The organism is Thermomonas sp. HDW16, from assembly GCF_011302915.1.
In the GTDB taxonomy this organism is placed as follows: domain Bacteria; phylum Pseudomonadota; class Gammaproteobacteria; order Xanthomonadales; family Xanthomonadaceae; genus Thermomonas.
Map to the genome: position 1 here is coordinate 428207 of NZ_CP049872.1, position 13126 is coordinate 441332.

The 13126-nt window shown below is 65.8% G+C and carries 10 protein-coding genes; 8 read left to right on the forward strand and 2 right to left on the reverse strand.

What is annotated here, in order from left to right; genetic code table 11:
• Window positions 1–77: 77 nt before the first annotated feature.
• The 3 genes from G7079_RS01875 to G7079_RS01885 are packed head-to-tail and all read left to right on the forward strand — an operon-like array spanning window position 78 to window position 3543.
• Window positions 78–1970 carry an LTA synthase family protein gene (locus G7079_RS01875; protein WP_240906217.1) on the forward strand — a complete coding sequence of 631 codons (1893 nt, stop codon included), beginning with the start codon at window positions 78–80 and terminating at the stop codon, window positions 1968–1970.
• Window positions 1971–1988: 18 nt separating this feature from the next.
• On the forward strand, window positions 1989–2777 hold the full coding sequence (locus G7079_RS01880) for a hypothetical protein (protein WP_166055016.1): 789 nt from the start codon (window positions 1989–1991) through the stop codon (window positions 2775–2777).
• A 4-nt stretch (window positions 2778–2781) separates the two neighbouring features.
• The gene (locus G7079_RS01885; protein ID WP_166055018.1) at window positions 2782–3543 is read left to right on the forward strand and encodes a hypothetical protein; all 762 of its coding nucleotides are present in this window, start codon (window positions 2782–2784) and stop codon (window positions 3541–3543) included.
• Window positions 3544–3566: 23 nt separating this feature from the next.
• Here the strand turns inward: G7079_RS01885 and G7079_RS01890 are convergent, their stop codons facing one another.
• Window positions 3567–4046 (reverse strand): tRNA (cytidine(34)-2'-O)-methyltransferase, encoded by a 480-nt coding sequence (locus tag G7079_RS01890; RefSeq protein WP_166055020.1) that lies wholly within the window; start codon window positions 4044–4046, stop codon window positions 3567–3569.
• A gap of 13 nt (window positions 4047–4059) precedes the next feature.
• Window positions 4060–4764 (reverse strand): SDR family oxidoreductase, encoded by a 705-nt coding sequence (locus G7079_RS01895; protein WP_166055022.1) that lies wholly within the window; start codon window positions 4762–4764, stop codon window positions 4060–4062.
• 89 nt (window positions 4765–4853) lie between these two features.
• Here G7079_RS01895 and G7079_RS01900 point away from each other — a divergent pair, with 89 nt between their 5' ends.
• The 5 genes from G7079_RS01900 (at window position 4854) to G7079_RS01920 (ending at window position 13092) form a co-directional block, all read left to right on the forward strand.
• A complete protein-coding gene (locus tag G7079_RS01900; RefSeq protein WP_166055024.1) occupies window positions 4854–7691 on the forward strand; it encodes a pitrilysin family protein in 2838 nt (945 codons plus the stop codon).
• Between the two features lie 87 nt (window positions 7692–7778).
• Window positions 7779–10610 (forward strand): pitrilysin family protein, encoded by a 2832-nt coding sequence (locus G7079_RS01905; RefSeq protein ID WP_166055026.1) that lies wholly within the window; start codon window positions 7779–7781, stop codon window positions 10608–10610.
• Window positions 10611–10679: 69 nt separating this feature from the next.
• Window positions 10680–10988 (forward strand): DUF4156 domain-containing protein, encoded by a 309-nt coding sequence (locus G7079_RS01910; RefSeq protein WP_166055028.1) that lies wholly within the window; start codon window positions 10680–10682, stop codon window positions 10986–10988.
• A gap of 109 nt (window positions 10989–11097) precedes the next feature.
• On the forward strand, window positions 11098–12114 hold the full coding sequence (locus G7079_RS01915; RefSeq protein ID WP_166055030.1) for a 3-oxoacyl-ACP synthase III: 1017 nt from the start codon (window positions 11098–11100) through the stop codon (window positions 12112–12114).
• A 57-nt stretch (window positions 12115–12171) separates the two neighbouring features.
• A complete protein-coding gene (locus G7079_RS01920) occupies window positions 12172–13092 on the forward strand; it encodes an alpha/beta fold hydrolase (RefSeq protein WP_166055032.1) in 921 nt (306 codons plus the stop codon).
• Window positions 13093–13126: the final 34 nt, after the last annotated feature.

Below are 13126 nucleotides of genomic sequence, written 5' to 3' on the forward strand. Positions count from 1 at the left end.
GCCACGATGGAACCCCGTTGGATCGATCTCCTTTGTCTTCGCGGTTCCGCCCGCTGCTCTGGCTTGGCGCCGTCTTCTTGTCGATAGCGACACTGACCCGGCTCGCCCTGTTGCTGGCGACCGGCAGCGGCGTACCGGCCACGTTCGGCAGCTGGGCCTATGCATTCGGCGTGGGCCTGGGCTACGACCTGCTGACCTTCGTCTACTTCGCCTGGCCGCTGGTGTTGCTGCTGTGGTTGTTGCCGCGGCGCTGGCTGGCGCGGCGCTGGGGCAGCGTGCTGGTTGGCGCGTTGTGCCTGGTCTTGTTGTTCGTGATGCTGTTCGTCGCGGTCTCCGAATGGACGTTCTGGGAAGAATTCCAGGCGCGCTTCAATTTCATCGCGGTCGATTACCTGGTCTACACCACCGAAGTCATCGGCAATATCCGCGAGTCCTATCCGGTGGGCCTGATCCTGTCGGTGCTGGCGGCGGTCGGCGTCGGCGTGTTCCTCGCCACCCGCCGCTGGCGGGTCGTACGCGACGACACTGCGGGTTTCGGCACGCGTTCGCTGGTGGTAGCGGGTTGGTTGGCGCTGAGCGTACTCGGCACCTGGCTGGTCACCGGCGACATGAAGGATCGCACCGGCAACACCTACGTCAATGAGCTGGCCGGCAACGGCATCTACCAGTTCTTCGCTGCCTATCGCAGCGCTTCGCTGGACTACCCGCGCTACTACCGCACCATCCCGGACGACGAAGCCTGGGTGCAGGTGCGCGCGCAGGTGGCCACGCCGGATGCGCAGTTCGTCGGCCCCACCGGCATCGCGCGCTGGATCCGCAACCCGGCGCCGGAGCGCAAGCTCAACGTGGTGCTGATCAGCATCGAGAGCCTGTCCGCTGAATATTCCGGCACCTACGGGCGCAAGGAAGCGTCGTTGACCCCGAAGCTCGATGCGTTGTCGAAGGACAGCTTGGTGTTCACCGACTTGTGGGCCACCGGCACCCGCACCGTACGCGGGCTGGAGGCCTTGTCCTTGTCGGTGCCGCCCACGCCTGGTGAATCCATCGTCAAGCGCGAGCACAACGCAGGCCTGTTCACCTTGGGCGAAGTGTTCCGCGGCAAAGGTTACGACGCGCAGTTCCTGTACGGCGGCTACGGCGCGTTCGACAACATGAACCAGTTCTTCGGCAGCAACGGCTACGAGGTCCACGACCGCACCGAGATCCCGGACAAGGACATCCACCACGCCAATATCTGGGGCGTGGCCGACGAAGACCTGTACACCATGGCGATGAAGCGCTTCGACGCCTCCGCCGCGCAGGGCAAACCGTTCTTCGCGCACGTGATGACCACCTCCAACCACCGGCCCTACACCTTCCCGGCCGGGCGTGGGCCGTGGCCGCAGGGCAAGCGCGACAGCGCAGTGGCCTATACCGATTGGGCAGTGGGCGATTTCCTGCGCCGCGCCAGCCAGCACGCGTGGTTCAAGGACACGCTGTTCATCATCACCGCCGACCACTGCGCGTCCAGCGGCGGCATCGCCTCGCTGCCAGCGTTCCGCTACCGCATTCCGATGTGGGTGTACGCGCCGGGCGGGCAGGTGGCGCCGGGGCGCTTCGCACGCATGACCAGCCAGATCGACATCGCGCCGACCATCCTCGGCATGCTGGGCATGGACTACTACAGCCAGTTCTACGGGGTGGATATGTTCCAGCTGCCGCCGGGCCAGGAGCGCGCCTTCATCGGCACCTATCAATTGCTGGGCTACCTGCGCGACGGCAAGCTGGTGCAGCTTGCGCCGCATCGTGAAGTGGAGACGCTGCGTCCAGCCTATGGCTGGGACGAGCCGCAACCGCCGCTGGCGGAAGACCCGGCCTTGACCTTGCAGGCGATCAGCTACTACCAGACCGCGGCGGAGGATTTCGCCAGCGGCAAAATGCGGATGCCGAAGCGGATACCGGAACCTCCCGCCACACCTGCCGTGCACTGATCCAGCCAGGAGCTTGCCATGACGAATGCGACGCAACGCGAATGGGTGAGCAAGGTGCCGCAGGTCACCCTGCTGTTCTGGATCATCAAGATCGCGGCGACCACACTGGGCGAAACCGGTGGCGATGCGGTGAGCATGTCGTGGCTGGGCGAGACCACGCCGGGCGCGACCGGCACGGGTTACCTGATCGGCACCGCGATCTTCGCGGTGATCTTCGCGTTAGCGGTATGGGCGCAGATCCGCGCGCAGAAGTTCCACCCGTTCCTGTACTGGTTCACCATCATCGCCAGCACCACGGTCGGCACCACCCTGGCCGATTACGTCACCCGTTCGCTCGGCATCGGCTATACCGGCGGCTCCAGTCTCCTGCTAGCGATGGTGTTGGGCTCTTTGTGGTTATGGCATCGCACGACGGGCACGGTGTCGGTGGAGAGCGTGCGCGATCCGAAATCTGAAACCTTCTACTGGCTGACCATCATGTGCTCGCAGACGCTCGGCACCGCGCTGGGCGATTGGGTCGCCGATACCGCAGGGCTCGGCTATACCGGCGGCATGCTGATCTTCGGTGGCTTGCTGGCGCTGATCGCCGTGCTGTATTTCTGGACATCGATTTCGCGCACGCTGCTGTTCTGGGCAGCGTTCATCCTGACCCGCCCACTGGGCGCGGTGCTGGGCGATTTCCTCGACAAGCCGGTGGCGAAGGGCGGGCTGGAGCTGAGCCGCTACAGCGCCTCGCTGGCGTTGCTTGCCTTCATCGTTGCATGCATCGTGCTGTTCCCGCAGCGGGCGGCTTCGCGGGCACATTGATCCGATGGTGCTCCTGCGTGCCAGGTTCGAGCCGAGGACATGGCTGTTTGCGCTGTTGCTGTTGTTGGCAACACCGGGCATGGCCATGGCGCAGGCGGGCCCGCCGCTAATCACCAACGATCCGGACACGCCCGGCGACAATGTTTGGGAGATCAATGTAGCGGCTGTCGGCGACCATGGTGATGATGGTTGGGCGGTGGACGTACCCGATGTGGACATCAACTACGGGTTTGGCGAGCGCATCCAGCTTTCCATGCATGTGCCGTGGGCGCACCAACGCGTCGATGGAGCATGGGCGTCGGGCGCTGGAGACCTTGAGCTGGGCGTGCGTTGGCGTTTCCTCGATCAGCACCACTCTGGCGTTGCAATGGCGATTCAGCCGATGTGGGTGCGGTCGGTTTCGCGCACTTCGCAGGATAAAGGGTTAAGCGCGGCAGATCCGGAATTGGTGCTTCCGCTGCAGATTGCGCATCATTACACCGGTGGCGCGATCGGGACGGAAATCGTGCGGCACTTCGTCCGGAACCGCGCCGACACATGGCAGGCGGGGATTTTTGTCGAAGCCGATTGCCGTGAGCGTCTGCAATGCCTGGCCGAGATCAATACCAGTTGGGATGGCGGTGCACAGGGCATCATCAACCTGGGTATGCGACGCGAGTTGACCACCCACTCGACACTCCTTGGATCATTCGGTCGGCAGGCGTTCGGTCCGGGGTCGCCCGCATGGATCTTCTATCTCGGGATGCAGTTCGTCTTGGGCGATTGATCCACACCAGACCGCGCGTCGGCTCAGGCGCCGCCGTCGAAGCCGGTTTGTCGCCACGCCTCGAACACCATCACCGCCACCGTATTCGACAGGTTGAGGCTGCGGTTGTCCGGCCGCATCGGCAGGCGCAGGCGTTGCGCTTTGGGGATGGCATCCAGCACGGCCTGCGGCAGGCCGGCGGTTTCGCTGCCGAACAGGAAGGCGTCGCCGGGGCGATAGGCGATCTGGTCGAAACGCGTCGTGCCACGGGTCGACAGTGCGAACACGCGTGCGGGTTCGCCATTAATCGTGGCGATGGCGGCCAACGCCGCATCGAGATCGTCGTGCACCTGCATCGCCGCGTATTCGTGATAGTCGAGGCCAGCGCGGCGCAGCTGCTTGTCGTCGATGTCGAAACCCAGCGGGCGCACCAGGTGCAGCCGTGCGCCGGTGTTCGCGCACAGGCGGATCACATTGCCGGTGTTGGGCGGGATTTCGGGGCGATGCAGGATGACGTGGAACATCAGGCGCGCACGCTCACCACGGCAGTGGCTGGCCGCGCCAGTCGAGGAAACTGCCGGATTGCGTCGATGTGGCGGTATCGATCACTTGCAGCAGGCCGGTGACCGCATCGGTCGGCGCGACCTGTGCGTTCGCGCCGCCCATCTCGGTCTGCACCCAGCCCGGATGCAGGGCCAGCACCACGATGTCGCGTTCCTCGAGTGCCCGCGCCAGCAGCACGCTGGCCATGTTCTGCGCGGCCTTGCTGATGTCGTAGCTGGGCGTGCCGAAGCGGGTGGTGTTGCCGATCGAGCCCAGTTGTGAACTGATGTTGGCGATGCGTGCGCCATCCGCGAGGAGCGGCGCCAGCGCCTGCGCCAGCAGGAACGGGCCGATCGCATTGGTGCGCAGGCTGTCTTCGAGGATGGCCTGTTCGATGTGACCGAAGCGCTCGCCGGAATGCAACACGCCGGCGTTGTTGACCAGCAGGTCGATGCGGCCTTCGTCGCCCAGTACCAGCGGCAGGTCGTGGGCCAGGCTGGCGCGGGACTTCGGCTCGGCCACGTCCAGCGGCAGCACGTGCAGGCGGCCGGGGTATTCGCCGGCCAGCCCGTTCAGCGCGGTGGCCTTGCCCGGGTGGCGGCAGGCGGCGATCACGTAGTCGCCGCTTGCCAGCAACTGGCGGGCGAATTCCAGGCCGATCCCGCGGTTTGCACCGGAAATCAAGACGTTGCGCGGCATGGCAGGCTCCCGGATGGCTTTCGGCACAGTGTATCGGCCCGCATGGGCGGCTAACATCGGAAGTCTTTGTCGCCCGCTGGAGTTTCCGCATGTCCGTGTTCCGCCCCGCTGCGCTCGCACTTGCCCTCGCCACCGCACTGTCCGCCGGCGCCTATGTCGCGCCCGCGCAGGCTGCAACGGCCTCTTCGGTCGACATCCCGTACGAGACCTTCACCCTGCCGAACGGCCTGCGCGTGGTGGTGCATACCGACCGCAAGGCGCCGATCGTGGCGGTGAACATCTGGTACCACGTGGGCAGCAAGGATGAACCCAGCGGCCGCAGCGGCTTCGCCCATCTGTTCGAGCACCTGATGTTCAACGGTTCGGAGAACTACCCGGGCGAGTTCTTCACCCCGTTCAAGGCAGTCGGCGTGACCGACCAGAACGGCACCACCAATACCGACCGCACCAACTATTTCCAGAATGTGCCGACCACCGCGCTGGACACCGCGCTGTGGATGGAATCCGACCGCATGGGCCACCTGCTCGGCGCGGTTGACCAGAAGACGTTGGACGAGCAGCGCGGCGTGGTGCAGAACGAGAAGCGCCAGGGCATGAACCAGCCCTACGGCCAGCTGCGCGAAATCATTTCGGACACGATGTATCCGGAAGGCCATCCGTACCACCACACCACGATTGGCTCCTTGAACGACCTCAATGCGGCCAAGCTGGATGACGTCAAGAACTGGTTCCGCACCTGGTACGGCCCGAACAACGCGGTGCTGGTGCTGGCCGGCGACATCGACCTGGCCACCGCCAAGCAGAAGGCAGCGCAGTTCTTCGGCGACATCCCGGCCAGCCCGACCATGGCGCAGCCGAAGGTGGACGTGGCGGTGCTCAAGCAGGACGGCCGCACCGAGCTGGAAGACAAGGTGCCGCAGGTGATGGTCAACCGCATGTGGAACGTGCCGCAGACCGGCACCCGCGATGCGGACATGCTCGACCTGTTCTCCGACGTGCTCGGCGGCAGCGCCAGCTCGCGCCTGGACCGTCGCCTGGTGCACCAGGACAAGCTGGTGGACAGCGTGAGCACCGCCAATTGGGCGTCGCAGCTGGGTGGCAATTTCTTCGTCCGCGCGATGGTGAAGCAGGGCGTGGATCCGGCGAAGGTGGAAGCGGCGATCGACGATGAGATCAAGAAGCTGATCGCCGAAGGCCCCACCGCCGACGAACTGGCGCGCGCCAAGATCAATTACGAATCCAGCTTCATCCGCGGCATCGAACGCATCGGCGGTTTCGGCGGCAAGGCCGACGTGCTGGCCTCCTGCGCCATCTACGAAAACAACCCGGGCTGCTTCCGCGACTCGCTGAAGGCGGTGGCCAATGCCACCCCGGCGCAGGTGCGCGCGGCGGGTGCCAAGTGGCTTGCCAACCCCAGCCACGTGTTCACGGTGAAGCCGGGTGCGCGCAAGGAACTGGCCGAAGCCCCGGCCGGCACGCCGGCGCCGTTCGTGTTGCCGAAGGTCGATGCCAAGTACAAGACCACGGCCAGCAGCGTGGATCGCAGCGCGGGCGTACCGCTGCCCAAGACGTTCCCCGACCTGAAGTTCCCGGCCCAGCAGCGCGCCACCCTATCCAATGGCACTACGGTGATCCTGGCCGAACGCCACGACGTGCCGGTGGTGCAGATGAACTACCAGTTCGCCGGCGGCTATTCGGCGGATCCGGCCGGCAAGCCCGGCATCGCCAACTTCACCGCCAGCCTGCTGGACGAAGGTGCGGGTGACTTGGATGCGCTCGGCTTCGCATCGCGCAAGGAAGCCCTCGGCGCGCAGCTCGGCACCAGCGCCGGTCTCGACAACAGCGGCGCGTACCTGTCGGCGTTGAAGCAGAACCTGGCGCCGTCGGTGGCCCTGTTCGCCGACATGCTGCGCAAGCCGCGCTTCGACCAGGCCGAGATCGACCGCGTGAAGGGCCAGTGGATCGCCGGCATCAAGCAGGAGAAGGTGCAGCCCAGCGGCGTGGCCATGCGCGTGCTGCCGGCGCTGATGTTCGGCGCCGACCATCCGTACGGCAATCCGCTGACGGGCACCGGCACCGAAGCCGCCATCGCCAGCCTGACCCGCGACGACCTGGTCGGCTTCCACCAGCAGATGATGCAGCCGAAGGGCGCGACCGTGGTCGTGGTCGGCGACACCACCCTGAAGGAAATCGTGCCGGTGCTGGAGCAGCACTTCGGCGACTGGAAGGTCTCTGCGACCGCCGCCGCGCCGGCGATCCCGGTCGTGGCCAACATCAAGAAGCCGCGCGTGTTCCTGATCGACCAGCCGGGTGCGGTGCAGGCCAACCTGTTCGCCGCGGAACTGGTCCCGTCCAGCAAGGATCCGGGCGCGATCGCCTTCGACATGGCCAACCAGGTGTTCGGCGGCGATTTCACTGCGCGCCTCAACATGAACCTGCGCGAGGACAAGCACTGGTCGTACGGCGCACGCAGCGGCGCTGCCGGTGCGGTGGGCCAGCGCATGTGGCGTGCCTCGGCGCCGGTGCAGATCGACAAGACCGCCGAATCGGTGGCCGAGATCAAGCGCGAGATGGCCGAGTTCTTCGGCGGTTCGCGCAATACCAGCGCGGAAGAGCTGGTGCGCCAGCAGAAGGGCCTGACCTTGAGCCTGCCGGGCGCGTATGAAACCGCCGGTGCGGTGATGAGCACCATCGCCAGCAATGTGCTGTACGACCGTGCGGACGATTACGTGTTCACCCGCAAGGCCGCGATCGAGGCGATTACCCCGGCGCAGGTCGATGCCGCGGCGAAGACGCTCGATCCGAACGCGATCACCTGGGTGGTGGTCGGCGACCTGGCCAAGACCGAGGCCCCGATCCGCGCCCTCAACCTGGGCGAGGTCACCATCCTCGACGCTGACGGCAAGCCGGTGCCTGCCAAGAAGTAATCCACGCAATGCCGATGCCCGCCGAATGGCGGGCATCGCGCTTTCACCACAACGCTTTCAACGCAACGACATCCCCAAGAGACCGTCATGCCCAAGACCGCCATCCTCTCGCTCGCCCTTGCCGCCGCGCTGTCCGGTGGCGTCTATGCGCCGCAGGCGCAGGCCGCGCAGCCCGCCGCCATCGACATCCCCTACGAGCAGTTCACCCTGCCGAACGGCCTGCGCGTGGTGGTGCATACCGACCGCAAGGCGCCGGTGGTCTCGGTCAATGTCTGGTACCACGTAGGCAGCAAGGACGAGCCGAAGGGCAAGACCGGCTTCGCCCACCTGTTCGAGCACCTGATGTTCAACGGTTCGGAGAACAACCCCGGCGAATATTTCGATCCGTTCGAGAAGGCCGGCGTCTCCGACATCAACGGCACCACCTGGTTCGACCGCACCAACTACTACGAAACCGTGCCGACCACTGCGCTGGACATGGCGCTGTGGATGGAATCCGACCGGATGGGCCATCTGCTGGGTGCGATCGACCAGAAGACCCTGGACGAGCAGCGCGGCGTGGTGCAGAACGAGAAGCGCCAGGGCGACAATGAGCCCTACGGCCGCAGCGAGTACTACATGCTGGCGAACACGGTGCCGTCCAACCATCCGTACCACCACAGCACGATCGGTTCGATGGAAGACCTCAACGCGGCTTCGCTTGAGGACGTGAAGAGCTGGTTCCGCGATTACTACGGCGCGGCCAATACGGTGATCGTGCTGGCCGGCGACATCGACGTCGCCACCGCCAAGGAAAAAGTGGCGAAGTACTTCGGCGATATCCCCGCCGGCAAGCCGGTGCCGCAGCAGGCCAAGTGGACGGCGCCACGCGATGCCTCCAGCCGCGTGCAGATCGAGGATCGCGTGGCCCAGGTGCGCATCACCCGCACCTGGAACATCCCCGGCCGTGGCGACCGCGACCTGGTCCTGCTCGACCTTGCCTCCGACGTGCTGGCCGGCGGCAAGAGCAGCCGCCTGTACCAGCGCCTGGTCTACCAGGACAAGCTGGTCGACAGCGTGTCCGCCTCGGTGCAGCCGTTCGAGCTGGTCAGTGCGTTCAACTGGGAGGCCGATGTGAAGCAAGGCGTCGACCCGGCCAAGGTCGAAGCCGCGATCAACGAGGAGCTGGCGAAGTTCCTGGCCAATGGGCCAACCGAGGAAGAACTGGCCCGCTACAAGGCGACCGCCTACGCCGCGAACGTGCGCAGCCTGGAACGCGTGGGCGGCAAGGCCAGCCGACTGGCCGAAAGCCTGCTGTACCTGGGCAGTGCCGATGGCTGGAAGCGCGACTTCGAGTGGTTCCAGTCCGCCACCGCGGCCGATGTGCAGGCCGCAGCCAAGCGCTGGCTGTCCAAGGGCGACTTCACCCTGACCGTGGTGCCGGCGGCCGGCGAGCCGAAGGACACGCCGATCGTCAGCCTGCCTGCCGGCAAGCGGCCCGCCGACCTGCCTGCCGCACCGACCGACAAGTACACCACCACGGCTTCGACCGTGGATCGCAGCAAGGGCGTGCCGGAAGTCAGCAGCTTCCCCGACCTGAGCTTCCCCACCGTGCAGCGCGGCAAGCTGAAGAACGGCATCGAAGTGGTGCTGGCCGAACGCCACAGCGTGCCGGTGGTCAACGTGGCTCTGCAGTTCGATGCCGGCTACGCCAGCGATGCCGGCGGCAAGCTCGGCACCGCCAGCTTCACCACCAGCATGCTCGATGAAGGCACCGCGAGCCTGGATTCGGTGCAGATCGCGCAGACCCGCGAGCGCCTGGGTCTGAACATGTCCACCGGCTGCGGGCTGGATGCCTGCACCGCCAGTGCCAACCTGCTCACCGCCAACATGGCGCCGTCGCTGGCCCTGCTTGCCGACGTGGTGCGCAACCCGGCGTTCCGCGATGCCGACATCGAGCGCCAGCGCGCGCAGTGGATCGCCGGTATCGCCCAGGAGAAGACCCAGCCGGTCGGATTGGCGCTGCGTGTGTTGCCGCCGTTGGTCTACGGCGCCGGCCATCCGTACGCCATCCCGTTCTCCGGCACCGGCAACGAAGCAGCGATCAAGGCGCTGAGCGCCGCCGACCTGCGCGCCTGGCAGTCGGCCTGGATTCGCCCGGATAACGTGCGCATCCTGGTCGCCGGCGATACCACCTTGCCGGAAATCACCAAGCAGCTGGATGCCGTGTTCGGCGACTGGCAGGCGCCCGCGGCCAAGAAGGGCAGCAAGTCGATCCCGCAGGTCGCGTCGCAGGCCAAGCCGCGCGTGTTCCTGATCGACAAGCCGGGTGCGCAGCAGTCGCTGATCCTGGCCGGCCTGTTGGCGCCGTCGACCACCGCTGCCAACAACCTCAACATCGAGACCATGAACGATGCGTTCGGCGGCCTGTTCTCCGCGCGCCTCAACATGAACCTGCGCGAGGACAAGCACTGGGCGTATGGCTCGTACAGCTTCATGAGCAATGCCAAGGGCCAGCGCCCGTACATGCTGTACGCGCCGGTGCAGACCGACAAGACCGCCGAGTCCGCCGCGGAACTGCTCAAGGAAGCGCGCGAGGTGATTTCGTCGCGTCCATTGACCGATGCCGAGATCACCAAGGTCAAGGACAGCAGCGTGCGCAGCCTGCCAGGTGGTTACGAGACGATCGGCGCGGTCGCCGGCGCCCTGTCCGACAACGCGCTGTACGGCCGTCCGGATGATTACGTCGCCACCCTGAAGCGTCGCGTCGAGGCACAGCGCGATGCCGACGTGCAGGCAGCGGCGAAGGACATCGTCAAGCCCGACGCACTGACCTGGGTGATCGTCGGCGACCTGAGCAAGATCGAGCCGGGCGTGCGTGCGTTGAACCTGGGCGCGGTGCAGGTGATCGACGCCGATGGCAAGCCGGTCGCGAAGTAAGCGAACCGTTCAGCCATGACCCCACGATGCCGGCGACACTGCCGGCATCGTGCTTTTGGGAGACACACAATGCGTTCGATCCTGCTGGTGGCCGCGTTGGCCGCGACGAGTGGCTGCACCTTCGTGCACATGGCGCCGGGTGCGACCAAGGTAAAGGTGCTGGCATCGGCCCCCACCAGCTGCGAGAAACGTGGGGAGGTCGAGGTCTCGGTGAAGGACCGGCTGGGTCCGTACGAACGCAGCGAAGCGCAGGTGCGCGACGAGCTGGAAACCCTGGCCCGCAACGAGGCCCCGGGCGTTGGCGCGGACAGCATCAGCCCATTGTTGCCGCCGCGCGACGGCGAGCAGCGCTGGGCGATGTGGCGTTGCGCGCGCTGACCCGGCCCCTTTCGTTCAGGATCTCCGTCAATACGCCAGCGTATTGACGCGAAAACCGCTATCCTGCGCGGTTCATGCGCCTCCGCGCTCCCCCAGAAAGTCCCTGCCCATGCTGTTCCAACATGTCGCCATTGCCGGCCTGGCCCATATCGATGCGCCGCGCCGCTTGTCCTCGGACGAGATCAACGCCCGGCTGAAGCCGACCCTGGATCGCCTCGGCATCAAGACCGACGTGCTCGGCGAGATCGCCGGCATCCACGCGCGCTACCTGTGGGAAGACAATGTGCAGGCCTCGGACGTGGCCACGCTGGCCGGCGTGAAGGCGCTGGCCGATGCCGGCATCGATCCGGCCAAGGTCGGCCTGCTGGTCAATACCTCGGTCAGCCGCGACTACCTGGAGCCGTCCACCGCCAGCATCGTCAGCGGCAACCTGGGCCTGCCGGATACCTGCCAGAACTTCGACGTGGCCAATGCCTGCCTGGCCTTCATCAACGGCATGGACATCGCCAGCCGGATGATCGAGCGCGGCGAGATCGAATACGCGCTGATCGTCGACGGCGAAACCGCCAACCTGGCCTACGAGAAAACCCTCGAGCGCCTGGGCCGCGATGACGCCACCGAAGAACAGTTCCGCAATGAGCTGGCCACCCTGACCTTGGGCTCCGGTGCCGCGGCGATGGTGCTGGCCCGCGCCGAACTGGCCCCGGGCGCACCGCGCTACCGGGGCGGCGTGACCCGCGCCGCCACCGAGTGGAACAAGTTGTGCCGCGGCAACCTGGATGGCATGGTCACCGACACCCGCATGCTGCTGATCGAAGGCATCAAGCTGGCGCAGAAGACCTTCATCGCCGCCAAGCATGCGCTGGGCTGGGCCGCGGATGAGCTGGACCAGATCGTGATCCACCAGGTCAGCAAGGTGCATACCGCGGCCTTCACCAAGGCGATCGGCATCGACCCCAAGAAAGTCCTGACGATCTTCGGCGAACACGGCAACATCGGCCCGGCATCGGTGCCGATCGTGCTGTCCAAGCTGCGCGAACTCGGCCGCCTGAAGAAGGGCGACCGGGTGGCCCTGCTCGGCATCGGTTCCGGGCTGAATTGTTCGATGGCGGAAGTGGTCTGGTAAGCCTGCTTCACTGAAAAGCAAGGGCCGGCCTGCCGGCCCTTTTCATTGCGAAGTCCGATGCACGATTTTCCCGATTACCCGTTCCAGCCCCAGCGCTTCCAGCCGCACCCCGGCATCGCCATGTCCTTCCTTGATGAAGGGCCGCCGTCTGTTGCAGGTGATGCCAGCGAGGTGATCGTCATGCTGCACGGCAATCCGTCGTGGAGCTTCTACTGGCGGCACTTGGTCAGTGGCCTGCGCGACAAGTACCGCTGCATCGTGCCCGACCACGTCGGCATGGGCTTGTCGGATCGGCCGGACGATGCGCCGTCAGCGCAACCGCGTTACGACTACACGTTGCAGTCGCGGATCGACGACCTCGATGCCTTGCTCAAGCACTTGGGCATCGATGGCCCGGTGACGCTTGCCGTGCACGATTGGGGCGGGATGATCGGTTTCGGCTGGGCGCTGCGTGATCCATCGCGAGTGAAGCGATTGGTGATCACCAATACCGCCAGCTTCCCGCTGCCGCAGGCCAAGCGCTTCCCGAGCCGGCTGGCGATGGGCCGCGATTCGAAATTCGGCGGCTGGCTGATCCGCCGCTTCAACCTGTTTGCGCGCGGCGCGGCGTGGTTCGGCACCACCCGTTCGTTACCGAAGGATGTGCGCGTGGCCTATGCCGGCGTCTACGACGGCTGGGATGAAGCGATCAGCACGCTGCGCTTCATGCAGGACATTCCATTGAACGATGGCGACCGCGCCATGCCGCTGGTCAAAGCGGCCGAAGCCGCGCTGCCCGGTTATGCGGATCGTCCGGCGTTCATCGGTTGGGGCCTGAAGGACTTCGTGTTCGACAAGCATTTCCTGGCCGGCTTTCGCACGGCATTGCCGAATGCCGAAGTGTATGCGTTCGATGACGCCAACCATTACGTGCTGGAAGACAAGCACGAAGTGCTGGTGCCGGCGATCCGCACCTTTCTGGATCGCAATCCGCTGTAGGTTGATCCGGGTCAAGGCGTCGCCAGCCCGCTCC